Genomic DNA, 25,255 nt, shown 5'->3' on the forward strand with positions numbered 1-25,255 from the left:
CCGCTGGTAAATTCGGGTTGCCAAACTTCAGGATTGCAACGTATCTTCGGGTAACCATTTACCAGCACTAACCATGCATATCCACTATTTTCAACACGTGCCTTTTGAAGGCCTGGCCAGCATTGCAGACTGGATAACCCAGAGAGGGCATACTACCAGCCATACCCGCTGGTATGATGACGATCCCGACACCACCGGCCTGGAAGAAGCGGAGCTGCTGATCATTGTAGGAGGCACCATGGGCGTATATGAACCATATCCGTGGATACCGGCCGAGACGAAGCTCATCCAAAAAGCAATGGACAGCGGAAAGAAAATACTAGGCATATGCCTCGGAGCACAGCTACTGGCCCACGCACTGGGTGCTAATGTATACCCGCAAAAACAACCTGAAATAGGCTGGTTCCCAATAGACATCACGTTCCAGGAACAGGCCGCACCACTGGAAAAAGTGCTGCCTCACCACCTCAACACCTTCCATTTCCATGGCGACACTTTCGATATACCCGCCGGCGCCACCCGCTTCGCCGCATCGGCCGCATGCAGCAACCAGGCGTTCATATACGGCGACCGCATCATCGGACTGCAATTTCATATGGAAATGAACAGCGTGGCCATCCTGGAGATATTGCGCAACTGCTTCAGCGCTTTTAAACACCATGCGCCCTTCGTGCAGCAACCGGAGAAAATAGAACAATACCTGCACCTGGCCAACGAAAATAATCAAACCATGTTCCGGCTGCTGGACTACCTGGCCGGACTATAAATAAAACGACATTATGATCGCTGCTTACGACGTACTGATAATTGGAGGAGGACCCATCGGAATAGCTTGCGGACTGGCCGCAAAAAGAGCAGGGCTCAGCTATGTCATCATCGAAAAAGGTTGCCTCGTCAACTCCCTCTACAACTACCCCCTGTACATGACTTTCTTCTCTACTTCAGAAAGACTGGAAATAGGCGGTATTCCTTTTGTGTCCATCAATCCCAAGCCCTCACGGCCGGAAGCGCTGGAATATTACAGACGTGTGGCCACCTCGGAAGCACTTAATATCAACCTGTTTGAAGAAGTCAGGGAGCTGCAGCCCAATGGCAACGAGTATTTCATCACTACCACCAAAAGCGCGTATCATGCCCGGCATGTGATCATCGCCACCGGTTTCTATGATATCCCCAACCTGCTGAACGTTCCCGGCGAACAGCTGCCTAAAGTGACACACTACTATAAAGACCCGCATTACTACGCTACCCGCAAAGTAGTAGTGGTAGGCGCTCACAACTCTGCCGTAGACGCTGCACTGGAGACCTATCGCAAAGGCGCGCAGGTGACCATGGTAGTCCGGGAAGGAGAGATCGGCAAAAGAGTAAAATACTGGGTCAAACCGGATATCGAAAACAGGATCAAGGAAGGATCTATCAAAGCATATTTCCACTCCACCATCAAAAGCATCGACGAACAATCGGTGACCATCGATACACCGGACGGAGAAGTATCTTTCGCCAACGATTTTGTGATCGCCATGACGGGCTACCAGCCTGATTTCTCACTGTTGCAAAAAGCAGGCATCCAGCTCTCCGACGATGCTAAAAAACTGCCTGTGTACAACCCGCTGACCATGGAAACCAATATGCCGCACATCTATCTGGCCGGCGTAGTCTGTGGCGGCATGGACACACACGTGTGGTTTATCGAAAACTCCCGCGAACACGCAGACAAAATCATACAGTCAATTACGAATTAAGAATTACGAATTACGAATTAAGGGCTGTTTTATGGTGAGATTACTTAGTAACTTTCCCAATAAAACAGCCCTTAATTCGTAATTCGTAATTCGTAATTCCTAATTTGTAATTAGAGTATATTGACCTCCCGTTCCAGTTCCACTCCAAATTTCTCCTGAACGCTATCCACCACCCGTTGAGACAGCGCATAGATCTCACTGCCTTTGGCATGACCATAATTCACCAGCACCAGTGCCTGTTTCGCGTGCACGCCGGCATCGCCTTCACGGTAGCCTTTCCAGCCGCACTGTTCTATCAACCAGCCTGCCGCCAGCTTGAAATGCCCGTCAGCCAACGGATACGCAACAATCTGCGGGAAGGTCGCTTTTAACGCTTCATATTTGGCCGCATCGATAGACGGGTTCTTGAAAAAGCTGCCGGCATTACCGATTTTAGCGGGGTCAGGCAACTTGGATGTCCGGATATTGATCACCGCCTGGCTGATAGCCTGTATGGACAGCTCTTTGATGCCCATACGCTCCAGCTCCTCGTTGATAGCGCCATAGCTGGTATTAAAGCGGGGTGTTTTATTGAGCCGGTAAGTAACGTTCAGAATAGCAAACTGGTTACGGTATTGTTTTTTGAAGACGCTTTCACGATACCCGAACGCACAGTCATTGTTCGTAAAAGTGACAACCCTGCGGTCTGCCAGGTGCAAGGCTTCCAGTGAATGGAACGTGTCTTTTATCTCCACGCCGTAAGCGCCGATATTCTGCATGGGGCTGGCGCCTACATTGCCTGGTATCAGCGACAGGTTTTCCAGACCGGCCATATCGGCGGCCAGGCAGTACTGCACAAAGCCATGCCAGTTCTCGCCGGCGCCGGCTTTCACATATACGTGGTCGTTATCCTCGTCTACCACCTTCATGCCCTTGATTTCATTTTTGAGCATGAGCCCATCAAAATCCTGTGTAAACAGGATGTTGCTGCCACCGCCCAGGATCATCCGGGGCAATCCCTTTACCCGTGGCTCATCCAGCAGGGCCAGCAACGCAGCTTCACTGTCAAACGAAGCGAAATAACGGCTCATTGCCGGGATGCCAAATGTATTATAGGATTGCAGCAACACATTTTCTGATACCATAATAGCTTAACTTTATATAGCAGCAAATATATCAGAAATTGTATGAAAACAGCTATCGTTATCGGAGCAACAGGTCTTACCGGTACCCATCTGGTAGCCGCACTGTTGCAGGACAACTACTTCAGCAAGGTGAAGGTGCTGGTACGGCAGCCCTGGGCGCATCAGCATCCGGGACTGGAAAGCATCATTGTTGACTTTGATGACGAAAAAAGCCTGGCGGCGGCCATTGAGGGAGACGTGTTTTTTTCCTGCATCGGCACTACCATCAAAAAAGCCGGCACACAGGAGAATTTCCGCGCAGTGGACTACGGTATCAACATCAGGTGCGCCACCATCGCCCGCCGCAAAGACATTCCGCAGTTCCTGATGATCTCTTCCATTGGCGCCAATCCAAAATCTTCCAATTTCTACCTGCGCACCAAAGGACAAACAGAAGAAGCTGTACTGGCCATGGGCTTTGTCGGCACCTACATTTTCCGGCCTTCTTTTCTTCTCGGTGAACGAAAGGAATTCCGCTTCGGAGAATGGCTGGGCAAGTATCTTATCCAGCTGTTTTATTTCCTGCTGCAGGGCCGCTGGAAGAAATACCGGGGCATTAAAGCCGCTACTGTGGCCCAGGCAATGGTGAGGGTCGCCAAACAGTTCGACCCCGGCATTCATATCTTTGAATCCGATGCCATACAAAATTTAGGAATTTAGATACCTTCGCTATCATGAAACGACTTATATTCTTTCTCTCCGTTATATGCATTGCCAGCTTGCCATTGTTAACATCCGCCCAGATTAACAATTACTATCCCGATACCTGGAAAGACAATGCACAGCCTGAAACGGTTGCGCTCACCGGCGCCGCCGCGGAAGCACCTTATTACATCACCAGCTACAAAATATCACGCGACTTCAATATCACGAACCGCGATAAAGCAGAAGCCGTCACACACTATAAAACTATTTACAAGAGAATACACATCAATACCGCCGCTGCTGCCGACAGCCTCACCCAGCTGGCCCTGACGCTGGAAACCAATGAACTGCTGCGTGGCTTTCGTATCCGGTCCCTCCTCCCCGATGGCAAAACCATCAACCTGACAGACCAGACCAGGTCGCTCAAACTCAATGATGGCCGCACTGCGGTGGTGGTCAACAATATCCGGGTACAGGCAGGCGGAGAACTGGAATATGAACTGAGCCTCAAAGAACTGTTCGACTACGCCGGCGCGGATTATCTCCAGTCAGGCATCGCCAGCGGACAGATACAGTTTATGCTGGTAGCTCCCCGTAGCCTGCAATTCAACTTTCATGCGGCCAACGGCGTACCCGGCATTACCGACAGCGTGGCCGGCAACAACCACTACCACCGCGTAGCACTGCAGCAGGTGCCGGCACTGCAAAACAATGATTTCTATTACTTCCTGCCACAGCTGCAACGCATCGATTTTGCCCTGAGCACCGCCACAGAAGGCAGGGACACCACCCGCCTCTCGTGGCAACAGTTCGGACAGGACCTCTATATCCCTTATGTGTCCGTTAATAAAAATGAACAGAAACAACTGGAGAAAGAACTGGACCGCTGGCCCTTTCTGAAATACCGCCTCCCGGTACCACAGCTGATATACCTGGTGGAACAATATATCAAAACAAACTATAGCCTCCGGCCTGCCAGCGATTTCTTTGAACCACAAGACCTGAGCACCATCATCCGTACCAAACAGACAGACCGGAACGGCATGGTGAAACTCATGATGGCAGCATATTACACGTTGAATATTCCCGTGCAGCTGCTGGCTACCGCTTCGCGCGATACCATTCCCTTACAGAAAAACCTGGTAAACCGTGCCGCGGCTAACAATATCCTGCTGTATTTCCCGGCCCAGCAACAGGCGCTGGCCCCAACGGAGATGAATACACGTTATCCGTGCTATCCGCCCCTGTGGAGCAATACGCTCGCGCTTCGCTGCCGTGATACGCTGGTGGGTACAGAAAGCAAAGTGCTCACCGATTTCATCATGACGCCGCAACCACAGTACACCTTCAGCAACAGCACGCTGGAAGCCAGCCTCAGCTCATTGAGCCACCCTGTATGGAAAGTAACACAGTCCTTCGGCGGCTATGGCGGCAGCAATGCTAAAAACGCTTTCATACAGGCCACTACCACAGAGGCACGCAACAATATCTTCAACGCGCTGCTGCCTTTTATGCCGGGCGCACGCACGATCGTATCTGTGGAAGCACAGAATGAAAAGTTCACCAACACGCCACTCGACAAACCAGTGGTGATCAACAGCACCCTGGAAACACCCGCTCTCATTGTGCAGGACGGCGATCATTACCTGCTCAGCATCGGCCAGTTACTGGCCGGTGTTCAGAACTACCAATACCATCTCCCGGAAGGCGACAAACCGGTGCAACTGGCCTTTCCCTACTACCAGGAAAAGCGTGTGCACATTGATCTGCCGGCAGGATATACCCTGGCCGACAAAGCAGCCTTCACGGCAGATATCTCCCATAACAACGTACTGGGGCTCAAAATGAGATGTGAGGAAGAAAACAGCCGGCTGCACATTTTTATCATCGAATGGTACAGCCAGAGCGAGTTAAAAGGAGAAGACAAAAAAGTATTGGGAAATATTCTTGACCGGTTCAAAAAACTACAGCTTCAACAGCTGACGCTGGTGAAAAAACAATAGTTATACACAGTCTACGTCCGGCACAATTACCACAGAGCGGAAACGTTTCTCTGCCAGCAACTGCACGAAAAACTCACGCAACACCTGTTTCACATGGGCGATCACTCTGCTGTCACGGGGAAGTTTGATCAGCATCTCCTGCAGGTAATTGTTCCGGACCCTTGCCACCAGTGGCGCCGCCGGTCCTACCAATTGCGCGCCGATATGCGGCTGCAGCCAGCTGGCCAGTATCTGCGCGGCCTGCTCCACTACCTGCTGGTTTTTATGTCGCAACGTGAGCTTCAGCACCCTGAAAAAAGGTGGATAGCCAAACTGTTGCCGCTCGGCAATCTCCGCTTCATACATGCTCTTATAATCGTGTTCGCTCACAAAATGCAGTATAGGATGACGGGTATTGCTGGCCTGTATCAACACCTTTCCCATTCCGTGTTTACGGCCGGCACGGCCGCTCACCTGCTCCATCAGTTGAAACGCCCTTTCATTCACCCTGAAATCGGGATAGCTCAACAGGCTATCGGCACTGAGGATGCCCACCAGGTTCACGTTATCGAAGTCCAGTCCTTTCACCACCATCTGCGTGCCTACCAGGATATCGATCTCCTGCTCTTCCAGCAAACGGATCATTTTATTGTGACTGTCCTTATTACGGATAGAATCCACGTCCATACGCGCAATACGCGCTTCAGGAAACAATTGCTGCAGATCGTCTTCTATCTTTTCGGTACCAAAACTTTTCGGGATGAGCGATTGTGAGCCACAGGCTTCGCAGGTATACACATAGGGATAACGGGTGCCGCAATAGTGGCAATGCAGTTTATCCTGATTACGGTGATAGGTCAGTGATACATCACATTGTTTGCAATGCGGTATCCAGCCACAGGTGGTGCATAGCAGGAACGGCGCATACCCGCGGCGGTTCTGAAAAAGGATCACCTGCTTTTTCTCTGTGAGGCTTTGGGTGATCGCTGTTTTTAATGCCTGCGTGAAATTGCCGTCCATGGTTTTTTCGGCCATTTCCTGTTTGATGTCCACCACTTCGATGGCAGGCATCTGTATGCCGCCGAAACGTTCGTTCAGCTCTACCAGCCCATACTTGCCCTGCTGCGCGTTGTAATAGGATTCCAGCGCCGGTGTAGCAGAACCCAGCAGCACTTTGGCTTTGAAGAGGCTGGCATAATAGATGGCCGCATCACGCGCATGATAGCGTGGCGCGGGGTCCTGTTGTTTATAGGAAGCGTCGTGTTCTTCATCGAGGATGATCAGTCCCAGGTCGCGGAAAGGCAGCAGCAGGCTGGAACGCGCGCCCAGCACAATCTGCACTTCGCCGTTTTTGACTTTGTTCCATATCTCCACCCTTTCGTTGTTGCTGAAGCGGGAGTGATAGATGGCAATGCTGCTGCCGAAGTGTTTCTGCAGCCGTGTGATGATCTGCGCGGTAAGCGCTATTTCGGGCAACAGATACAGCACCTGCCGGCCAGAGGCCAGGCATTCTTCCATCATCTTCACATATATCTGTGTTTTGCCGCTGGAGGTAACACCATGCAACAAGGTTACCTGCTTCTCTTCGAAATGACGGCGGATAGCCTGCAAGGCCACCTCCTGTGAAGGGCTCAGGCTGAAGTCGATCTGTGCGTCCACCTTGCCGGTACGGATTCTGTCGACTGTCCTTTTTTCTATCCAGAGAATATTTTTGTCGACCAGCCCTTTCAGCTGGGCCGTGGTGGCGCCTGATTTCTTCAGCAGATCATTTTGTTTTACGCTGCCTTCCGTTTTCTGCAGGTGCAGGTAAGCCAGTAGCAGCTCCATTTGTTTGGGTGCGCGGCCCATATCATTGAAGAGCGCTGCCAGCTGTTCTTCGTCGTGATAGTCGGCATGCAGCTGTACGAAATTTTCCTTTTTTTCCCGGTAAACTTCTTTCAGCTCTTCATAAATGAGACATACTTTTTTCTCGATCAGTTTTTTGATGACGGAATACACTTCCGATTTATCGAGGATCAATTGCACTTCTTCAATGCGCAGTTCTTTACGGATATGCAGCGCCTCCGCGATGAGATATTCGTCATCATCGAGGGCGGTAAAATCATCGCCGTAGGCATCATTATACAACAACAGTGTTTCGCTGGAAAGCTTCAGGTGCGCTGGAAGCGCGGCGTTGAGGACTTCTCCTTCGCTGCACATATAATAGCTGGCTATCCATGACCAGAAGGCTAACTGTGTGGGATATACGACAGGGTCTTTGTCCAGCATATCCAGCAGTGGCTTGGTCTTATAGGCAGGCGCCTGTTCGTGCACCGCCTTCACGATGCCCGCATACTTTTTTTGTTTTCCGAGCTGTACTGCCACACGGCTTCCCGGCTGTAAAGCATGCTCCATGCTTTCAGGGACTGCATACGTATAATTTTTAGGAAGGGCCAGCGGCAGTATTACATCAGCGTACTTCATCCTACGGGTTGCAATGTTGGATAATGACGGTATTTCCGGAGTTCCCGGTCCATGATGTCATAGGTCTGTTGTTTCAGGCTGTTGATATCATCGAGGGTAAGCCCTGTCACCGGGATGGCAGGCAGAAACACCACGCGGCATTTACCGGGGTTGAGATGCATAGGGCCGGTATGAGGCAACCGGTCTCCGGCATCAACGTATAACACTGGTTTGATAGGAATCTGCATTTCGATGGCCATCCGGAAGGCGCCGTTGTGGAACGGGCGCAATGGCTCATTGGATTCGTTGGTGGTCCCTTCAGGGAACACCAGGATGGAGATACCGGCCTTCAGGGCACTCATCATCTCTCTCACGCTTCGTGCACGGGCCGATGCGTTGGACCGGTCCACGGACACGACAGAGTTTTTATAAATGAAGCCGAATGCGGGAATTTTGGCCATTTCCACTTTCCCCAGCGGGCGGAACGGCAGCCGCATTACTTTTACGGCAATGGCCGCGTCCAGGTAGGAACGGTGGTTCACCACATAGATACAAGGTTCTTTATCTTTCTCTTTTTCACAGTCATATTTACGGGTAACCCTCATCCCTACTGCCGGAAACCACACATGCGCCCAGAAACGCAGGAAATAAAAAATGATATTTCCACCCTTTTCCTTCCCCAGCAATGACGCCAGGAAAATTGGCGGCAGGATCAGGAACATGATGGACAGGAAAACGATAGCGGCGTACACAACATAAATTACACGCAACGGTTTCAGTAGAAAATTCATAAACGCCTTGTAAATGTGAATGATGGCGGAAAACTACGACTTTTTTCTGTCTTATCCGCCTTTGCGTGTACTACTCGCAGGCACAGGTCCAGTCTTTTTCCAGGTCAATACAGGTGATCACTTTCGCGTGCTGTTGGTCACATGGAGCAAAGACAATACGGAGGTGCTGCCCTTCATGGGAATAGCCTTCCAGTGCATAGGTAGGGCATGGCTGGTCGTTCGGATTGGATTTTGCCGGATTTACAGTACCAGTGGACAGGATTTCCTGCACTTCTTCTTTTGTCACATGACGGCATTCCATCCGACAAATGGCATGCCTTGTATATTCCAGCTGTGCCTGCCGGTTGAGCGCTCCTTCAGGTACATCGGCAGACATTCTGCCGGAAGGGGTTACTACGGGCTTGTCCGTAATTGGCGCAGAAGCTTTTTTATCGCTTCCTTTCCACCACTCCTGATGCCAGCCGGCAAACAATAATAATCCCAGTAAAATAACGGGCAGGTACTTTTGCAATGATCTCATAGTTCGATTAACAGACTCACCTTTTAAGAAAAGCGGCCCTAAATTACTTAATAATTACTTACCAAACTATGACATAAAAAGTTCCTACCTTTGCCCTCCTTTATGGAACAGGTTAAAACAGTAGCATTTCATACACTCGGCTGTAAGCTGAATTTTTCAGAAACCTCCACTTTGAGCAGGTTGCTGGAACAGGACGGGTTTGTTAAGACGGATTTTGAGAATACGGCAGATGTGTATGTCATCAACACCTGCTCAGTGACAGATAACGCCGATAAGGAATGCCGGCAGCTGGTACGTCGTATCCAGCGCCGCGCACCGGAAAGCATGGTGGTCATCACCGGCTGTTACGCCCAGCTCAAACCACAGGAAATCGCTTCTATTGAAGGGGTGGACCTGGTACTGGGCGCCGCTGAAAAATTCAACATCACCGAGCACCTGAAAACGCTCACCAAAGGCAACAGCGCCAAAATCTGCTCCTGCGACATCGAAGATGTCAATACCTTCCATGCCTCCTATTCCGTTAACGACCGTACCCGCACCTTCCTGAAAGTACAGGATGGCTGCGACTACAGCTGTACCTTCTGCACCATCCCCATGGCCAGAGGCAAAAGCCGCAGTGACAGTGTTAACAGCGTAGTGGAAAATGCCGTTCAGCTGGCAGCCAGCGGCGTAAAGGAAATCGTGCTCACTGGCGTTAACCTGGGCGACTTCGGCAAAGGCCTCCACGGCGGCAAAAAAAGAGAAGAATCATTTTATGAACTGATACAGGAACTGGACAAAGTGGAAGGCATCGAACGTTACCGCATCTCTTCCATAGAACCCAACCTGCTCAGCAATGAGATCATAGAATTTGTGGCCAACAGCCAGCGGTTCATGCCTCATTTCCATATACCGCTGCAGAGCGGCAACAACGAAATACTGGGCCTCATGCGCCGCCGGTACCGCCGCGAACTGTACGCGGAAAAAGTAGCGCTCATCAAACAGTTCATGCCACACTGCTCCATCGGGGTAGACGTGATCGTTGGCTTCCCCTCTGAAAGCGATGCCCATTTTCAGGACACCTACGATTTCCTTCACGGCCTCGATGTGTCCTATCTGCATGTATTCACCTATTCCGAAAGGGCCAATACCCCCGCACTCGAAATCAATCCTGTAGTGCCGGTCAACATTCGCCACGAACGCAATAAACAATTGCGTAACCTCAGCCACAAAAAACAACAGTACTTCCAGGAACAACACCTGAACCAAACCCGTAAAGTATTGTTTGAAAGCCACAGCAAAGACGGCATGATGGAAGGTTATACCGATAACTACATCCGTGTGACCACCCACTTCCGCGAAGAATGGGTGAATCAGCTGGTGGACTGGGAACTGCGATAAATCCGCTATCAGGAAGGTTTACGGCGTAGTACATACCCCCAGAACCGGTCATGCAGCGTAATCAGGTTGCCGATCAGATAGTAATCTTTCAGGTTATTTTTGATGCTGCTGCGCATAATACGCACAACGGTATTCTTTTCCACTTCACCCGTTTCGTTCACTACCATCAGCATCTCCAGAGAGATAACGGCTATCACTGCGGCAATAAGGAACAGGAAATTCCATTCATGTAATGCCACCAGATGAAGCTGAAGACTGTGTGTTTCTCCTTTCCAGACGGCGTCCACCTTCAATGACTTATGCTCAAAAAAGTCGGCCAGTATACCGCCTGCCACAGGGCCCAGTGCGGAAAACACCGCTGTGATAATATTTTTGGCCGACAGGTACACGATAGCATCTTTGGCAGGTGCCAGCTTTAAACCAATGTTGGTAATAGACAGGTTGATACCGGCGTTGGCTACGCCCATCAATATATGTACAATCACCAACAGGATGATATTAGCGTACATTTTTGTGTAGATGCCCACAAAACACCATAAAATCAGGCTGATAATATACAACGGCGCACTGATAGCAATGATGGTCTTGTTACTGTAACGGTCCGCAAACGTGCCCCAGATGCGGATCGTGAAGATGCCGAACAACTGGCTGATAATCGTCAGTACCGTGATGTAGGATAATGAAAGCCCCATTCCCTTCATCATATACACCGTAAAAAAAGGCTGCGCTATGCTCATGGCAAATACCCAGGCAGAGTTGAATACCAGCAGGCGGACAAAGTTCAGGTCAGACAACGGCCGCTTCAACAACCGGAAAATATTCTCCTTGTCCATATACACCTGCTGCTCCGGCGCACGCGACAATATCGCCGCCCCGGTAAGCCCGGCTATCCCTGCCAGTAAAAACAGTAAATAGTAGGTGTCCAGTTCATACTGCGGATATTGCTTCCTGATATAGTCTACGCCCAGCGCGGCAGCCAGGCTAAGCACCACGTTCAGTGTTTGCGTATAACTGCCCCTTCTTGAAAAGTAACTGCCCAACATGGATTCCGGCACCAGGTCCTTCACCCATGCATTCCACGATGGTCCGGCCAGTGAACCAAAAAAATAAAAGACAGAAAGGAAAACAATAAGGAACTGAATACCGGCCGCCCCCGGAAAAATCAACGGCACCACGCCGATCACTACCAGCGGTATTCTTGCCAGAATGGTACAGATAACGGTCACGGCCCGACGATTATTGGACCGCCTTACCAGCCAGATGGATATTAACTGGAAAATATTGGTGAAGGTAGGCAACGCTGACAACACCCCGATCTGTAGATTACTGGCCCCTAACATCAGCGCCATAGCAACCAGAAAGGCGCCGCTGGTGAGCGTTGTCATCACTTCAGCCGCAAGCCCGTCACCAATAACAAGCCTCATACCCCTCTCCGTATCTTCCTGCGTAAGCTTTGCAACAGGTTTCCACATAATGCTTCTGAAAAAAGATACAGAGAGGGTTCAATGATAATGCCATCTACATCGGACTGATGAACGGCTATTTCGGGAAACCCGGATCAGCCTTCACTTCTTCGATTTGTTTGGTATGCCTGACAGCGTGGGCGGCATCAAACAGTAATAGCTGGTACGCATCTACAGTACCAATGTTGGGATTGTCTGCAATATGTTCCCTCAACTGGTCTTTGGTGTTGGTGACATAATCAATCAGCTGGTCGCGCTGCGTCACAAAAGCATTGATGGCGTCCGCCGGCGAAGCATAGCTGTGTTTGGGCTGGGCAAAAGGCGGCGCTTTGAACTTATGGCTGCGGTCTTCCACCCCTTGCAGGATCTGGTCGTCAGTCATCTTCATATCCTTTCTGCGCTCCGGGTTGGCCGGTTCATTCACCATCTTCTTTTCCTCGTCGATCATCGCCTTTTCAACGATGGTGATATGTTCCACACAATCGATCACCGACCAGCGATCAGCTGCAGGCTTGAATTCCAGTTGCGCGTCCGTAAGGCCGGCCACGGCTTTCAACAGGTTTTCCTTCGATTCTTTCAGCTGATTGATCAGCAGCGTTCTGTCTTCCAGCCTGACAGTATGCAGCGGGGGTAGGGTGAAGCCGGAAAGCAACACCACGGCCAGTGATAAAAACAGTTTTTTCATGGAATTAAGTTTTGGTGGAGAGATGGGGTTGTAAGTCACACCAAAACTATACAAAAATCAGGGTTCCTGTATCAGGTCAAGAAAAGTTTCGCGGGAGATGAAACCTGCGCCCAGCGAGGCGAGATGTTCCGTTTCCACCTGGCAGTCGATCAGCTTCAGCTCCTTTGCATATGCCTGTACAAAAGTGACAAAAGCCGCCTTGGAGGCATTGCTGACGGCTGCAAACATAGATTCGCCAAAGAAGCAGGGACCTATTTTAACACCATAGAGGCCGCCAACCAGCTGGTCGTCCAGCCAGCTTTCCACAGACATGGCATAGCCGGCCTGATGCAGGCGGATATAGGCCTGCTGCATCTCCGCTGTGATCCAGGTGCTGTCCTGGCCGCGGCGGGGTATACGGCTGCAACGTGCAATAACAGCAGGGAAATCGGCATTGTAGGTAATGCGGAACTGTTGACGGCGCAGCACCTGCTTCATACTGGAAGACACTTTCAGGTCGGCCGGAAACAATACAAAACGGGGATCGGGGCTCCACCAGAGTATGGGTCGTTCGTCAAACCAGGGAAAAATACCGGAACGGTAGGCCAGCAGCAGCCTTTCCACGGAAAGGTCACCACCTACGGCAAGCAGGCCATCCGGCTCGGCAAGATGTACCGGGGGAAAAAGCAGTTGTTTATTGAGACGGAAAACGGGCATGGAAAATAAAATCGGTTAGCGGTCCGCCATCTCCTCGATAGTGGCGCTGATACCTCTTTCCACCAGCGCTTCCCACATAGGGCGCAGCTTGTGGTATTCCCCTTCCTTCACAGCATATTTACCATTGTGATGTATAATAAGGGCACATTGCTCCGCCTGCTGGTGGGTATGGCCGCATACTTCAATCAGGGAAGCGATCACCCAATCGAAGGTATTGACATCGTCATTCCACACCACCAGGCTGAAGGGAAATTGTTCATCTTCGGCCACCAGGATGTCCTCTAACTCTTCCGTAAATACCTCTGTATTAGTTCTTTCGCTCATTTTTAAATAAAGCTTTACGCAAAATTACATGGATTATTCGTTAATTTATTCATATTTGACCCAGAGAAATGATTATTTAAGATTTGTTTATTTTCATATTCGCTGCTTCGCGCCACCTGCGGCGCAGTAAACGGTGAACAGATAATAAACAAAATAACAATGTGTTTATGGTCCATAGCTTGGTTTTATTGATGGATACCCATCTGCCCCTGAAAGATCCGGTACCTATTTTTTCATTGGTACTGTTTATTATTCTGCTGGCCCCGATCATCCTCCGCAAATTCCGTATCCCCAGTATCATCGGACTGATACTTGCCGGTATGGCCATTGGTGATCACGGCTTCGGCATTATTGAAAAGGGCAGTATCGATCTGTTTGGCAAAGCAGGCCTGCTGTACATTATGTTCCTGGCCGGCCTGGAGCTGGACATGACGGAGTTCCGCAAGAACCGTTACCGCAGTATGGTGTTTGGCGCGCTGACCTTTTTCATCCCGCTGCTGCTGGGTTTTGTGGTATGCACTTATGTACTGCATTTTAATTTCAAGGCCACCCTGCTGGTGTCCAGCATGTTCGCCACGCATACGCTGGTAGCCTATCCGCTGGCCAGCAGGCTGGGTATTACCAAAAACGAAGCCGTGACGGTGGCCGTAGGCGGCACCATTATTACCGATACCGCCGTGCTGCTGATACTGGCCGTTATCACCGGGGCGCAGGCAGGCAACCTCAACACCGCCTTCTGGGTGAGACTGGGCATATCCCTGACGATATTCGCCCTGATCATCCTCTGGCTGATGCCCATGCTCGGACGTTGGTTTTTTAAGAAGATCAAGGACGATAAAACCTCCCACTTTATCTTCGTAATGGCCCTCGTGTTCGCTGCCGCTTTCCTCGCGGAACTGGCCGGCGTAGAAGGCATCATCGGCGCGTTTCTCGCCGGATTGGCGCTCAACCAGCTGATCCCGCACACCTCCCCGCTGATGAACCGCATCGAGTTTGTAGGCAACGCGCTCTTTATTCCGTTTTTCCTGATCAGCGTGGGCATGCTGGTAGACCTCCGCGTACTGCTCAAAGGCCCAGAGGCGCTTATCATTGCAGGGGCGCTCACCATTATGGCCCTCAGCAGTAAATGGTTTGCCGCTTTCTTCACCCAGCTGATCTTTAAATACAGTCCTACCCAACGCAATGTGATCTTCGGCCTGAGCAGCGCACACGCCGCCGCCACCATCGCCGTGATCCTCATCGGTTTTAATATGGGCATCGTCGATGAACATGTGCTCAACGGCACCGTAGTGCTCATTCTCATCACCTGCCTGGTAGGCTCTTTCGTTACCGAAAATGCCGGGCGCCGGCTGGCACTGCAGGAAGCAGAACAAAAACCAGAACTGCCGGACCAACCGGAACGTATACTGGTGCCCGTTTCCAACCCGGACCGTATCGAAGCGCTGCTGGACTTTGCCGTGATGATCAAGGATGCCAACGTCCCCACGCCTATCTATCCGCTGGCTGTGGTGCAGGACAATGACGAAGCACGCGACAAGATCCATCTGACCAATAAAATGATGGAAAAAGCCATCATACACGCCGCGGCCACCGAAAGCAACGTGCAGGTGGTGACCCGCATCGACCTCAATGTGTCCGATGGCATTGCCCGCGCCGCCAAAGAACTGATGATCAGCGATGTGGTGCTGGGATGGACTGACAAAACCAGCACTACCGACCGTCTCTTCGGCAACATCTTCGGTACCACCATGGACAACGTGTTGCAGAGTGTATGGGAAACAGTATATGTGTGTAACTTCCTGTACCCGCTCAGCACCACCAAAAAGATGGTACTGGTACTGCCGCCTAATACAGAATATGAACTGGGATTCCTGCACTATATGCAGAAAATGTTTCTGCTGGCCAAACAGGCCGGCGCCAAACTGCTGGTGTTCTCCAACGCCAGAACACAGTCCCTCACGGAAGCCTTTATCACACAGTCCAAACTGAGCGTGGAAGTCACTTTCAAACAATTTGAAACGATCGAGGATTTCCTTGTCCTTTCCCGGGAAGTGACCCGCGACGACCTGGTGGTAGTGGTTACAGCCCGCAAAGGCACGCTGTCTTATCACGCTTACCTGGAAAACATTCCGGCTAAAGTGAGCCGTCACTTCAAAGACAATAATGTGATCCTGCTGTATCCGGAACAAACAGAAATAGACTACCTGGAAGCCGGACTGCAGCCCGAGGACCTCACCCTGGCGCCTATACAGGAGCAACTGGCCAATCTGAACAAACTCGGCAAAGCGTTCAAACGTATCTTCAAAGGGCCTAAAAAATAACGGTCATCATCATACATTATGTATACAATTCATCCGTCATATCATAACGACAAATATTTTTCACCCGCTTCAAACCCTTTACAATAAAGGGTTTGAAGCGAACACCTTCATAAAGTTTCAAAAAATATTTGGTAGAATAAAAATAGTTTATACCTTTGCAATCCCATCGAACGAAAGGCTCGGCGGTAAACAAGAAAGAAGGGAGCTTAGCTCAGCTGGTTCAGAGCATCTGCCTTACAAGCAGAGGGTCACTGGTTCGAATCCAGTAGCTCCCACACTTCAGTTTTTTGAATTATTGAAAGGATCTTTTTTAGGGAGCTTAGCTCAGCTGGTTCAGAGCATCTGCCTTACAAGCAGAGGGTCACTGGTTCGAATCCAGTAGCTCCCACACACTTCATCGTCATTTAAAAGATCTTTTTCGGGAGCTTAGCTCAGCTGGTTCAGAGCATCTGCCTTACAAGCAGAGGGTCACTGGTTCGAATCCAGTAGCTCCCACATACGAAGCCATTCAGTAATACTGAGTGGCTTTTTTTTTGGAAAAAATTGAATGATTTTCTGAAGTACGAATTTTTTGATTTCGGAATAAAAAGAGAAGACCGAAGCAAGTATTCACTCGCTTCGGTCTTCTCTTTTATCGATCTATAAAATCAAAAAATTCCTACACTTTCTTTTTCTTCTTCTCTGCTTTTCTAGCATAGTTCCCTTCAAAGAAACATTTAATGCCGCGGTACGCGCCACAGCCGCCTATTTCCCGGATGGTAACCCTGCCTGCGGAGAACTGGAAGGCGATGCCGCAGGACGATTCCTTGTCTTTAAACTCCCCTCTGTTACCGGCTATATAATGGCCTTTACCACTCAGTTCTCCCTTACAGTTGCCGTTGTCTTTAGAGAAAGTGATGAAAAACTGGAAAGTTTTTCCGTCCTCGCCATCCCGAATGGAGATCAGGCTCATGTCGCCGGAAGTATAATCACCGGAGAATTTATGTTTGCGCGGCAATGTATCGATGGGATTGAAGATCTGGCCCGGCGTGGTAGGGCCATTGGAATTGGTCATGATCAACTGTACTGAACCATCTTTGCCCACCGCATAAAAATCCTCTTTCAGGGCGGTATTGCTGCCGCTCAGTTTTTTCTCCGAGCTTACCTTGATCACATTTTTGCTGTCGATGGAAGTGGAGACAACAGTACCGTCTGCACTACCGGTGTTGGCTATACGCAAACGGTTCAGGTATTTTCCTTTTTTGTCGAGTATACAGAGATAACCGGTGCTCTGTGTGCGGCCCACCGCTTTAATAACCATGTAGTTGGTCAGGTTTCCCTGGATACGGGCCAGTGGAAACAGTTTTACCTTTTCTGTTTTACCATAGTCACCCTTCAGAAGCGTGTCTGTCAGGAAGCGGCTCACATCTGCCACGTCAACGGCCAGTGAATCGGCCTGTTTCAGCTGCAGGGTGTCTGCATTGAGTTTATACGGTAATGTTCCGGGCGTAAATAATTCCTGGAAGTCTTCGAATGTCATGGGCTCATCAGCGCCTCTGCCAGGTTTCTTTTTGGATTTGCAGGCTGCCAGTGCAACAATTGTCAATAATAATAACAGGTAACGCTTCATGAAAAGTTGATTCAGGGCGAAAAGTTAGATATAATTTTTATATGTGCGCAGCTAAAATCAAAAAACATACCGGATGGGGAAAAGTTCAATATAATTATTTAGATTTGTCTAAATAATATTTTAGACGATATGAACTTATCCATTGCAGAAGAGAACTACGTGAAGGCCATATATAAGCTCCAGGAAGGGGATACAGCCGTTACCACCAACGGACTGGCATACGAACTGGACACCAAACCGGCCTCTGTAACCGACATGGCTAAGAAGTTAAAAGAGAAACAACTGATAGACTATGAAAAATATAAAGGCATCACCCTGACCACGGAAGGCCGCAAAACCGCCCTGCAGATTGTGCGCCGTCACCGGCTGTGGGAGTGTTTCCTGGTAGACAAGCTGGCTTTCAGCTGGGAAGAAGTGCATGAGCTGGCCGAAGAACTGGAACATGTGCGCAGTGAAAAACTGACCACCCGGCTCAGTGAATACCTGGGCAATCCGACGGTAGATCCGCATGGAGACCCTATCCCCGATGCGCACGGCCGGATGGCCAAACCACGCCCGCAGACTTCACTGGACCAGGCCAACGCCAAGCGGCTCGTGGTCACTGCCGTTACAGACCAGTCAGTGGCCCTGCTGGCCTTTCTGAACGCCAAAGGTATCCGCCTCGGCACGCAACTGGAAATTGTCACGCATTATGAATACGACAATTCCATCGAAATAAAAATGAAACACGCGCCTTCTCTCACCATCAGTGAGCAGGTGGCTAAAAATATCATGGTAAGACCCGTTTAAAAAAATTACGAATTACGAATTACGGCCAACAAAGGAGCCCGCATTCGTAATTCGTAATTCGCAATTGAATTAATTATGGACTACAATCGTGCAACGTCGCTGAGTGAGGTACATCAGAGCATAGATACCAGCAATAAATCAAAGTGGAAAAAGCTGTTCGCCTTTTTCGGGCCTGCCTACCTTGTCAGCGTAGGCTATATGGACCCCGGCAACTGGGCCACCGACCTCGCCGGCGGCAGCCAGTATGGCTATAAACTGATATGGGTACTGTTAATGAGCAACCTGATGGCCTTGCTGCTGCAAAGTCTCAGCGCCCGGCTGGGCATCGTTCGTGGCCGCGACCTGGCACAGGCCAACAGGGAAACATATCCCCGCAGCGTCAACTTCATCCTCTACCTCCTGGCGGAAGTGGCCATTGCGGCCACCGACCTGGCGGAGGTGCTGGGCATGGCCATCGGGCTGCAACTGCTCACCGGCCTGCCGCTGATATGGGGCGTCAGCCTCACCGTACTGGACACGTTCCTGCTGCTTGTATTACAACGTTACGGCATCCGCAAAATGGAAGCCTTTATCGTGGCGCTCGTGGCCATCGTAGGTGTTTCCTTCATGGTGCAGCTGGTCATGGCCAAACCGGATATGCGGGAGGTGGCACAGGGCTTCATCCCTTCCATCCCCGATAATACCGCGCTGTATATTGCTATCGGTATCATCGGCGCCACCGTGATGCCGCATAACCTTTACCTGCACTCCGCACTGGTGCAAACACGTAAGATCAAACGGGACGACGCAGGCATCAAACAGGCGCTGAAACTCAACTTTGTGGACAGCACCATCGCGCTCAACCTCGCTTTCCTTGTCAACGCCGCCATACTCATCCTGGCAGCAGCAGTATTCTTTAAAACCGGACGCACGGACATTGCGGAAATACAGGACGCGCATCAGCTGCTGGAACAGTTACTGAGCAGTAAGCTCGCGCCCATCCTCTTCGCCGTGGCGCTGATTGCCGCAGGACAGAGCAGCACCGTGACCGGCACCCTTGCCGGGCAAATCATCATGGAAGGTTACCTGCACCTGCGCATCAATCCATGGCTGCGCCGGCTGCTGACCCGCCTGCTGGCCATCGTGCCGGCTTTCCTGGTCATCCTTATCGCCGGGGAAAACCAGGTAGGCGCCCTGCTGGTCTTCAGCCAGGTACTGCTGAGCATGCAGCTGGGCTTCGCTATCATCCCCCTGATCCACTTCGTGAGCGATAAACACACCATGGGCAAATTCGCCATCAAACCCGTCACCAAAGTACTTAGCTGGGCCATCACTGCTTTGTTGGTATATTTGAATATGCGCATGGTGTACACAGAAGCAATGGGCTACATTTCCGGCAACGGTAATGTTTTCATCGACGGCATCATCATCCTGGCCTCTGTCGGCTTTGTGGTGCTGCTGATCGTAACCGTGATATACCCGCTCATCAGCCGCTACCGCCAGGAAACGTCCGGCGGTATCCATACGCCGCAGGTGTCCCTCGGAGAACTGGAAAAGCCTGAATACAAACGCATCGCCATGGCGCTGGAGTTCAGCAAAAAAGACGAACAGATCATCTCTAATGCCATTGCTCACGGTAACGAGCATACGGAGTACCTGTTGATACACATCGTGGAAAGCGCGTCCGCCAAATACTTCGGTACAGAATCCGACGACTTCGAAACACGCAAGGACCAGGAACAGCTGGACACCTACCTGGCGCTGCTGAACAGCCGCGGCATCAAAGCCCGTGGCATGCTCGGCTTCCGTCACCGTGCCAAAGAAATTGCCCGCATCGTCAACCATGAAAAAGCAGACTTCCTCGTGCTCGGCGGCCATGGCCACAAAGGCATCAAAGACTGGATATACGGGGAAACGGCCAACCAGGTACGCCACTTTGTAAAAGTACCGGTGCTGGTGGTGCAGTAACTGCTACGACTATACGATTTTATATTTGTTTTTCGACGCTACTTCGTGCATTTCGAACCGGCGCACCAACAGCACCAATACGGCGGCTATGGCTGCAATAACGGCTACATACAATGCGATGTCACGTATACTTACGAGCATGGCTTGCAGATGCAGTTTCTTTTGTACCATGGCCTGCGCCGCCAGCGTAGCGTGCTGCACGTCCATCCCGTGTGAAAGGTATAAAGCCCTGAAACTGCCCAGCTCCCTGCCGTACAACGGATTATCGGGAGTGAGGCTTTCGGACAGCCAGGAGGCATGGGTAACAGTGTCCCTGAACAACCAGTTGCTGTACAAAGCGTAACCGGCAAAGGAACCGATAATGTACCGGAAGGATAAACTGCCCATCACCCGGTGGCCATTCATACGCCGCGGTATATTGGTGGCCGCAAAGGTGGAAAGAGTGGTCAGCACCAGGCCATAAGCCATGCCCTGCATCCCGTACGGTATCACCAACGCTTCAAAGGCAGCCGCAGTTTGAATATTATGGCTGAAAAGATACAGCGAGCCGCTATACAGCATAAAACCAATGCTCAGCATGACACGCCGTTGTACCCCTTTGTAAAGCAGCCAGCCGGTCAACGGGAAACTGATCATATAAGCACACAACGTGATAACAGCCATCTGCGACAAGTAATTTTCCTGCTCCCGGAAATTATACCCGGCGTAATAGTTGAACAGGAAACCAGTGCTGTAAAACACGTACAACACCACCATGAAAGCAATACCCAACGGCACCTGCCGGTAAAGACCAAATACCCTGAGGTCCCAGAACGGCCGCTTCACGCTGAACTGCCGGTATATGAATAACACAACGGTAATACCGCATCCCAACAGCGCATACACCATGGTGTCATCATCAAACCAATCCAGTGTCTTACCATACGTCAGCACATACGAAAAAAGAAATGCTGCGGCCACAAACAACAGCATGCTGAGCCAGTCCACCTGGTACAGCGGTATTCGACGGTGTGTCCGCCGGCGGTGAAACAACAGCGCACAAAGTACTATGCATATTCCCGCCGCCGCTGCGGATATCAGATAGATATCGCGCCAGTCATGATCTTCCAGTACAGGGTTTACAAAAATATCCGCCAGTTCTCCCCCAAAACGGGCAATGGTATAATAGATCCCGTAAAACATCGCCCTGTGGCGCATAACAGGATACTCATTGGTCAACAAAGAGATGAAATCCAGCAGGCAGGCCAGCTTCAACATACCGATGAAAAAATTGCTGACCAGCAGCAAAGTCGCATTGTTGACCGTAAAACACAGTAACGACAGTATTATCTGCAACCCCAGCGCCAGCTGCAATAAATCCGATTTCTGAAAATACAGCCGCAGCCGGTAGTATACCGGAATGATAGCTACCATCCCGATGGCGCCGGCCTGCGAAAACCATACGACCGTTTCCGGCGCTATCCCATAAAACGCCGCCAGCCGCGATGCTGTGGTGCTGGTGATGCCTAGCACAAAAGCCTGCAGGATGATCAACAGGACCATCGACGGCCCTTTTACCGCTTTGGGCACAAATGACCGGTATGGTGACAATGCATAAGCCATAAGAGGAATGATTTATCGTTGAACATGCAACTATTTAGGCAAATTTTTTATTGCAGCCGGCGGATAATGGCAGACAGCACCGCTCTGGCGGCAGCCAGTTCTTTTTCGTCAAAATCCGCCGTGAGGCTGTCCAGGAACGGGTCCAGCACCGGCAATACTTTCATTTTCAGGGCCTGTCCGCTGTGTGTCAGCACGATTTTTTTATTGCGGGCGTCGGTTTCATCAGCTGCACGGGCCACGAGGCCTCTTTTTTCCATGTTGTGGATAACCTTGGTAATGCTGGCCTTGTCTTTATGCAACAGATCTGCCAGCTCCTGCTGTTTACGCCCTTCCCGCTGCCACAGCACCCGCAGAACGGTCACCATTTCGGACGTGAGATCAATCCCGTGCTGCGCCAGCAGTGCATTGATGCGCAACCGGTAAAGCCCCAGCGCCTGGGAAATTAATAAGCTGATCCGTGGTGACTGGTCCATTGTCTTGTTTGTTTTAAACTATACAAAGGTACGAAATTTAGTTGAATATTCAACCAAATGATATTATGGGAAAAACTTAACTTGAGAGGCAAAAACCGAATTATGCGAAGCATCTTTCAGCCGGGCGATGTGAAACAGTTTACCCGTCACGTACGGGCAGAAGACTGTGCTGCTTTTGACAGCGGCCGGGTACATCCCGTGTATGCTACCTTTGCCCTGGGCCGTGATGCAGAGTGGTGTTGCCGCATGTTTGTACTGGAAATGAAAACAGAAGAAGAGGAAGGAATCGGCACCATGCTGACAGTAGAACATCTTTCACCGGCCCTGCAAGGCAGCGAAGTACATTTTACCGCTACCATCACCGCTTTGCAGGGAAATGAAATCATATGCAGTTATGAAGCGCATGTGGGCAACCGGCTCATAGCACGCGGCACACAGGCACAGAAAATACTGCTTAAAGAGAAATTGGAACGGCGTTTTGCCGCTTTATAAGCCCAGCGCCGCTTTCAGGCGGGGATAACCGGTTTTGCTCACCAGCACCCGGGCGCCGCTGCGCAGGATGGCCAGGTGGTTTTCCTTCTCATAAGGGTCAATGCGCGTTACCTGGTTCACATTCAGAATATACGAACGGTGTACCCGGGTAAACTGCTGCGGGTCCAGCGTCTGCTCAAAAAACGACATGGTTTTGTTTTTCAGGAAACTGCCTTCCTGCGTCACAATCTTCACATAATCATCTGCTGCCTCCAGGTAGTGAATATCCTGCACCGGGATGATCTTAATTTTCCCGTTGATCTTGATCACTACGCGATTGTTTTGTAATGGCGTGGCAGCGGCTGTTTCCAGCAGTGCGGCCGTAGCGGCGGCATTGCTGTTATGTTGTTCCAGCCATTTCTGAAAGGCTTTGTCAAAACGATCGCGGGAAAAGGGTTTCAGCAGGTAATCCACAGCATGTACTTCAAAAGCACGGAGCGCATGCTCTTCAAAAGCGGTGGTGAATATCACGGCAGGCATGGTTTCTACCAGTTCCAGCATCTCAAAACCGGTGATCTTCGGCATCTGGATATCGAGGAAGATAATGTCCGGCTGGTGCTGCTGAATAGCTTTCAGTCCTTCAAAACCATCGTTGCATTCCTGCATCAGCTGCACCTGCGGATAGCCTGACAGGAATTCCTTTACCACTTCACGTGCCAGAGGTTCATCATCAATTATTACTGCTTTTATCATGTGTTTGTGGTACTTTAATCAGCGTGGTATAAATATTTTCCTCAGCGCCTGTTTCCAGCAGGTCCTGCCGCGCAAACAGCAGGTACAGCCTCCGCCTGATAGAGGTGAGCCCGAAACCGGTGCCTTTATTGGGCTGCTGAAGTTCGTTGTCAAACGGGTTTTTCACTTCCAGCAGCAACATCCCGTCTTCCACATACGCCCTGATGGTAATACAGATATCCCCTACCGTATCATACAGACCAAATTTAATGGCGTTTTCCACCACTGGCTGCAGCAGCATGGGCGGCACATACATCGCTTCCGCCGCCTCATCATAACTAACGCTGGTGGATAAACGATGTCCGAATCTCACTTTCTCGATATCGAGATATAACTGGAGATACTGTAGTTCTTCCTTCAGAGAGATCCAGTGGTCGTCTTCCCGTTTCAGGGAGCCACGGAGGAAGTCGGACAGTTTGAGCACCATTTCACGGGCCTGTTCCGGACGCAGCATAATGAGCGCGTTGATAGAGTTAAGGCTGTTGAACAGAAAGTGTGGCTGTAACTGTTGCCGCAGCTTGTACAATTCAGCCTCCCGGATAATGGCTTCGTTGGCCTCTCTCCTCTCCCTTTCGCCCTGCTCCTCTTCTTCATCGTACCAGAGCTGGCTGCGGTAGCCAATACCGGCGATGATCATACATCCCACAATAAAGTGGATCGGGATGGCATTATTAAGCCAGCGCAGGTATACAGGGTCGGTATCAAAGGTGGTTTCCAGCAGCCAGTGGGTGAAGAATACCCAAAGGGCGGCCATCACGGAACTAACCACTGTTACATACAGAAACTTGTTGATACCGGCGCCCGGACGGTAATACGACAGGTTACGGCTGATCAGGAACCCGGCGCCGCCCAGCAGGACAACGTGTACGGAACTGTCTGAAATAGCCTGCCATGCGGTCAGATCAAACCAGTAATACAGCAGGGCTGCATACAACACCAGCCAGATCAGGAAGGAGGTAAGGAAACTCCACCGGGAGTTTCCTTTGTATAATTCTTTTGCCAATAGCGCGCCTTTTTTGTCTTTTTAGACGTTCACTTCAATATATTGTTGTCCCTGCAATTGTGCGGATTTCATCTGCAACCAGGCGATATAGGAATTGGGATCTCCTGGTTCTTCTATGCGGGAATACAGCTCCATGCCGTCTGTCAGTTGATCAAGGGTATATACTTCCGGTACGTTGATGAACTTCCATTGTACCAGTTCCTGTTGTTGGTTTTTGAAGGCATATTGTTCCTGCATTCCGATTTCCCTTGCTTTCTCCCAGGCCTCTTTTTTGGAGATGGCGCTGATCAGTCTCAACTGTTCATCGAATTGCGGCGTATGAGAGCCATTACCGCAAATGATCTGATAAACTACTTTAGCAACAAACCAATACATACAATAAGATTTAAAAAGTTGGTAAGATAATGCGCTGGTA

The 25,255-nt window shown here is 50.5% G+C and carries 23 protein-coding genes and 3 tRNA genes; 12 read left to right on the forward strand and 14 right to left on the reverse strand.

The window, feature by feature from the left end; all coding sequences use genetic code 11:
* Nucleotides 1-73 precede the first annotated feature (73 nt).
* Entirely contained in the window at nucleotides 74-766 is a 693-nt protein-coding gene (locus HGH92_RS05340; protein WP_168869712.1) for a type 1 glutamine amidotransferase, read from the forward strand.
* A gap of 13 nt (nucleotides 767-779) precedes the next feature.
* Nucleotides 780-1,742, forward strand: a complete 963-nt coding sequence (locus HGH92_RS05345) for a YpdA family putative bacillithiol disulfide reductase (protein WP_168869713.1) — start codon at nucleotides 780-782, stop codon at nucleotides 1,740-1,742.
* A gap of 110 nt (nucleotides 1,743-1,852) precedes the next feature.
* On the opposite strand, the gene murB is transcribed toward HGH92_RS05345, so the two are convergent.
* Nucleotides 1,853-2,866, reverse strand: a complete 1,014-nt coding sequence (gene murB, locus HGH92_RS05350; protein ID WP_168869714.1) for a UDP-N-acetylmuramate dehydrogenase — start codon at nucleotides 2,864-2,866, stop codon at nucleotides 1,853-1,855.
* 42 nt (nucleotides 2,867-2,908) lie between these two features.
* Here murB and HGH92_RS05355 point away from each other — a divergent pair, with 42 nt between their 5' ends.
* Entirely contained in the window at nucleotides 2,909-3,565 is a 657-nt protein-coding gene (locus tag HGH92_RS05355) for an oxidoreductase (RefSeq protein WP_168869715.1), read from the forward strand.
* 14 nt (nucleotides 3,566-3,579) lie between these two features.
* Nucleotides 3,580-5,553: a hypothetical protein gene (locus HGH92_RS05360; RefSeq protein WP_168869716.1), complete on the forward strand. Its 1,974-nt coding sequence runs from the start codon at nucleotides 3,580-3,582 to the stop codon at nucleotides 5,551-5,553.
* Here the strand turns inward: HGH92_RS05360 and priA are convergent, their stop codons facing one another.
* From priA to HGH92_RS05375, 3 genes are all read right to left on the reverse strand, one after another.
* A complete protein-coding gene (priA, locus tag HGH92_RS05365; RefSeq protein ID WP_168869717.1) occupies nucleotides 5,554-7,995 on the reverse strand; it encodes a primosomal protein N' in 2,442 nt (813 codons plus the stop codon). It abuts the gene before it with no gap.
* Nucleotides 7,992-8,765 (reverse strand): lysophospholipid acyltransferase family protein, encoded by a 774-nt coding sequence (locus tag HGH92_RS05370; RefSeq protein ID WP_168869718.1) that lies wholly within the window; start codon nucleotides 8,763-8,765, stop codon nucleotides 7,992-7,994. The genes priA and HGH92_RS05370 overlap by 4 nt, the downstream gene beginning before the upstream one ends.
* A 70-nt stretch (nucleotides 8,766-8,835) precedes the next feature.
* Nucleotides 8,836-9,285 (reverse strand): DUF4258 domain-containing protein, encoded by a 450-nt coding sequence (locus HGH92_RS05375; protein WP_168869719.1) that lies wholly within the window; start codon nucleotides 9,283-9,285, stop codon nucleotides 8,836-8,838.
* 102 nt (nucleotides 9,286-9,387) lie between these two features.
* Here HGH92_RS05375 and mtaB point away from each other — a divergent pair, with 102 nt between their 5' ends.
* Complete coding sequence (mtaB, locus tag HGH92_RS05380) at nucleotides 9,388-10,665, forward strand: tRNA (N(6)-L-threonylcarbamoyladenosine(37)-C(2))-methylthiotransferase MtaB (protein ID WP_168869720.1); 1,278 nt, start codon at nucleotides 9,388-9,390, stop codon at nucleotides 10,663-10,665.
* Nucleotides 10,666-10,673: 8 nt separating this feature from the next.
* Here the strand turns inward: mtaB and HGH92_RS05385 are convergent, their stop codons facing one another.
* From HGH92_RS05385 to HGH92_RS05400, 4 genes are all read right to left on the reverse strand, one after another.
* Nucleotides 10,674-12,089: an MFS transporter gene (locus HGH92_RS05385; protein ID WP_247654830.1), complete on the reverse strand. Its 1,416-nt coding sequence runs from the start codon at nucleotides 12,087-12,089 to the stop codon at nucleotides 10,674-10,676.
* Between the two features lie 115 nt (nucleotides 12,090-12,204).
* The gene (locus tag HGH92_RS05390; protein ID WP_168869722.1) at nucleotides 12,205-12,813 is read right to left on the reverse strand and encodes a DinB family protein; all 609 of its coding nucleotides are present in this window, start codon (nucleotides 12,811-12,813) and stop codon (nucleotides 12,205-12,207) included.
* 57 nt (nucleotides 12,814-12,870) lie between these two features.
* A complete protein-coding gene (gene aat, locus HGH92_RS05395) occupies nucleotides 12,871-13,509 on the reverse strand; it encodes a leucyl/phenylalanyl-tRNA--protein transferase (RefSeq protein WP_168869723.1) in 639 nt (212 codons plus the stop codon).
* Nucleotides 13,510-13,524: 15 nt separating this feature from the next.
* Nucleotides 13,525-13,833 (reverse strand): ATP-dependent Clp protease adaptor ClpS, encoded by a 309-nt coding sequence (locus HGH92_RS05400; RefSeq protein ID WP_168869724.1) that lies wholly within the window; start codon nucleotides 13,831-13,833, stop codon nucleotides 13,525-13,527.
* A 167-nt stretch (nucleotides 13,834-14,000) separates the two neighbouring features.
* Between HGH92_RS05400 and HGH92_RS05405 the strand changes: the two genes are divergently transcribed.
* The 4 genes from HGH92_RS05405 (at nucleotide 14,001) to HGH92_RS05420 (ending at nucleotide 16,649) form a co-directional block, all read left to right on the forward strand.
* Nucleotides 14,001-16,154, forward strand: coding sequence for a cation:proton antiporter (locus tag HGH92_RS05405; protein ID WP_211092537.1), 2,154 nt, complete (start codon nucleotides 14,001-14,003; stop codon nucleotides 16,152-16,154).
* Nucleotides 16,155-16,354: 200 nt separating this feature from the next.
* Nucleotides 16,355-16,429: transfer RNA gene (locus HGH92_RS05410), tRNA-Val, on the forward strand.
* Between the two features lie 38 nt (nucleotides 16,430-16,467).
* Nucleotides 16,468-16,542 (forward strand) — tRNA-Val (locus HGH92_RS05415).
* Nucleotides 16,543-16,574: 32 nt separating this feature from the next.
* Nucleotides 16,575-16,649: transfer RNA gene (locus HGH92_RS05420), tRNA-Val, on the forward strand.
* Nucleotides 16,650-16,812: 163 nt separating this feature from the next.
* On the opposite strand, the gene HGH92_RS05425 is transcribed toward HGH92_RS05420, so the two are convergent.
* Nucleotides 16,813-17,763, reverse strand: coding sequence for a hypothetical protein (locus HGH92_RS05425; protein ID WP_168869726.1), 951 nt, complete (start codon nucleotides 17,761-17,763; stop codon nucleotides 16,813-16,815).
* Between the two features lie 129 nt (nucleotides 17,764-17,892).
* Here HGH92_RS05425 and HGH92_RS05430 point away from each other — a divergent pair, with 129 nt between their 5' ends.
* Nucleotides 17,893-18,552 carry a metal-dependent transcriptional regulator gene (locus HGH92_RS05430; RefSeq protein ID WP_168869727.1) on the forward strand — a complete coding sequence of 220 codons (660 nt, stop codon included), beginning with the start codon at nucleotides 17,893-17,895 and terminating at the stop codon, nucleotides 18,550-18,552.
* A 75-nt stretch (nucleotides 18,553-18,627) separates the two neighbouring features.
* Nucleotides 18,628-20,499: an Nramp family divalent metal transporter gene (locus tag HGH92_RS05435; protein ID WP_168869728.1), complete on the forward strand. Its 1,872-nt coding sequence runs from the start codon at nucleotides 18,628-18,630 to the stop codon at nucleotides 20,497-20,499.
* Nucleotides 20,500-20,508: 9 nt separating this feature from the next.
* Here HGH92_RS05435 and HGH92_RS05440 read toward each other — a convergent pair whose 3' ends face one another.
* Both HGH92_RS05440 and HGH92_RS05445 read right to left on the reverse strand, forming a co-directional pair.
* Complete coding sequence (locus HGH92_RS05440; protein WP_168869729.1) at nucleotides 20,509-22,101, reverse strand: MFS transporter; 1,593 nt, start codon at nucleotides 22,099-22,101, stop codon at nucleotides 20,509-20,511.
* A 47-nt stretch (nucleotides 22,102-22,148) separates the two neighbouring features.
* Nucleotides 22,149-22,574 carry a MarR family winged helix-turn-helix transcriptional regulator gene (locus HGH92_RS05445; protein ID WP_168869730.1) on the reverse strand — a complete coding sequence of 142 codons (426 nt, stop codon included), beginning with the start codon at nucleotides 22,572-22,574 and terminating at the stop codon, nucleotides 22,149-22,151.
* A gap of 102 nt (nucleotides 22,575-22,676) precedes the next feature.
* Here HGH92_RS05445 and HGH92_RS05450 point away from each other — a divergent pair, with 102 nt between their 5' ends.
* On the forward strand, nucleotides 22,677-23,066 hold the full coding sequence (locus tag HGH92_RS05450; RefSeq protein ID WP_168869731.1) for a thioesterase family protein: 390 nt from the start codon (nucleotides 22,677-22,679) through the stop codon (nucleotides 23,064-23,066).
* Here the strand turns inward: HGH92_RS05450 and HGH92_RS05455 are convergent.
* Genes HGH92_RS05455 through HGH92_RS05465 form a run of 3 tightly spaced genes read right to left on the reverse strand, consistent with a single transcriptional unit; the run spans nucleotide 23,061 to nucleotide 25,215 of the window.
* The gene (locus tag HGH92_RS05455) at nucleotides 23,061-23,798 is read right to left on the reverse strand and encodes a LytR/AlgR family response regulator transcription factor (protein WP_168869732.1); all 738 of its coding nucleotides are present in this window, start codon (nucleotides 23,796-23,798) and stop codon (nucleotides 23,061-23,063) included. The genes HGH92_RS05450 and HGH92_RS05455 overlap by 6 nt on opposite strands.
* The gene (locus HGH92_RS05460; RefSeq protein ID WP_168869733.1) at nucleotides 23,776-24,840 is read right to left on the reverse strand and encodes a sensor histidine kinase; all 1,065 of its coding nucleotides are present in this window, start codon (nucleotides 24,838-24,840) and stop codon (nucleotides 23,776-23,778) included. The genes HGH92_RS05455 and HGH92_RS05460 overlap by 23 nt, the downstream gene beginning before the upstream one ends.
* A gap of 21 nt (nucleotides 24,841-24,861) precedes the next feature.
* A complete protein-coding gene (locus tag HGH92_RS05465) occupies nucleotides 24,862-25,215 on the reverse strand; it encodes a DUF4288 domain-containing protein (protein ID WP_168869734.1) in 354 nt (117 codons plus the stop codon).
* Nucleotides 25,216-25,255 lie beyond the last annotated feature (40 nt).

Origin of the sequence: Chitinophaga varians, assembly GCF_012641275.1 — a bacterium.
GTDB classification, from domain to species: Bacteria; Bacteroidota; Bacteroidia; order Chitinophagales; family Chitinophagaceae; genus Chitinophaga; species Chitinophaga varians_A.

What these genes read in the sequence shown, in the direction of transcription:
- HGH92_RS05360 (WP_168869716.1), top strand. Translation starts at nt 3,580, where the DNA reads ATGAAACGACTTATATTCTTTCTCTCCGTTATATGCATTGCCAGCTTG.
- HGH92_RS05465 (WP_168869734.1), bottom strand. Translation starts at nt 25,215, where the DNA reads ATGTATTGGTTTGTTGCTAAAGTAGTTTATCAGATCATTTGCGGTAAT.
- HGH92_RS05405 (WP_211092537.1), top strand. Translation starts at nt 14,001, where the DNA reads ATGGTCCATAGCTTGGTTTTATTGATGGATACCCATCTGCCCCTGAAA.
- HGH92_RS05455 (WP_168869732.1), bottom strand. Translation starts at nt 23,798, where the DNA reads ATGATAAAAGCAGTAATAATTGATGATGAACCTCTGGCACGTGAAGTG.
- HGH92_RS05375 (WP_168869719.1), bottom strand. Translation starts at nt 9,285, where the DNA reads ATGAGATCATTGCAAAAGTACCTGCCCGTTATTTTACTGGGATTATTA.
- HGH92_RS05340 (WP_168869712.1), top strand. Translation starts at nt 74, where the DNA reads ATGCATATCCACTATTTTCAACACGTGCCTTTTGAAGGCCTGGCCAGC.
- HGH92_RS05390 (WP_168869722.1), bottom strand. Translation starts at nt 12,813, where the DNA reads ATGAAAAAACTGTTTTTATCACTGGCCGTGGTGTTGCTTTCCGGCTTC.
- aat (WP_168869723.1), bottom strand. Translation starts at nt 13,509, where the DNA reads ATGCCCGTTTTCCGTCTCAATAAACAACTGCTTTTTCCCCCGGTACAT.
- HGH92_RS05445 (WP_168869730.1), bottom strand. Translation starts at nt 22,574, where the DNA reads ATGGACCAGTCACCACGGATCAGCTTATTAATTTCCCAGGCGCTGGGG.
- HGH92_RS05435 (WP_168869728.1), top strand. Translation starts at nt 18,628, where the DNA reads ATGGACTACAATCGTGCAACGTCGCTGAGTGAGGTACATCAGAGCATA.
- HGH92_RS05425 (WP_168869726.1), bottom strand. Translation starts at nt 17,763, where the DNA reads ATGAAGCGTTACCTGTTATTATTATTGACAATTGTTGCACTGGCAGCC.
- HGH92_RS05370 (WP_168869718.1), bottom strand. Translation starts at nt 8,765, where the DNA reads ATGAATTTTCTACTGAAACCGTTGCGTGTAATTTATGTTGTGTACGCC.
- HGH92_RS05355 (WP_168869715.1), top strand. Translation starts at nt 2,909, where the DNA reads ATGAAAACAGCTATCGTTATCGGAGCAACAGGTCTTACCGGTACCCAT.
- HGH92_RS05345 (WP_168869713.1), top strand. Translation starts at nt 780, where the DNA reads ATGATCGCTGCTTACGACGTACTGATAATTGGAGGAGGACCCATCGGA.
- HGH92_RS05450 (WP_168869731.1), top strand. Translation starts at nt 22,677, where the DNA reads ATGCGAAGCATCTTTCAGCCGGGCGATGTGAAACAGTTTACCCGTCAC.
- priA (WP_168869717.1), bottom strand. Translation starts at nt 7,995, where the DNA reads ATGAAGTACGCTGATGTAATACTGCCGCTGGCCCTTCCTAAAAATTAT.
- HGH92_RS05400 (WP_168869724.1), bottom strand. Translation starts at nt 13,833, where the DNA reads ATGAGCGAAAGAACTAATACAGAGGTATTTACGGAAGAGTTAGAGGAC.
- HGH92_RS05440 (WP_168869729.1), bottom strand. Translation starts at nt 22,101, where the DNA reads ATGGCTTATGCATTGTCACCATACCGGTCATTTGTGCCCAAAGCGGTA.
- mtaB (WP_168869720.1), top strand. Translation starts at nt 9,388, where the DNA reads ATGGAACAGGTTAAAACAGTAGCATTTCATACACTCGGCTGTAAGCTG.
- HGH92_RS05385 (WP_247654830.1), bottom strand. Translation starts at nt 12,089, where the DNA reads ATGAGGCTTGTTATTGGTGACGGGCTTGCGGCTGAAGTGATGACAACG.
- murB (WP_168869714.1), bottom strand. Translation starts at nt 2,866, where the DNA reads ATGGTATCAGAAAATGTGTTGCTGCAATCCTATAATACATTTGGCATC.
- HGH92_RS05430 (WP_168869727.1), top strand. Translation starts at nt 17,893, where the DNA reads ATGAACTTATCCATTGCAGAAGAGAACTACGTGAAGGCCATATATAAG.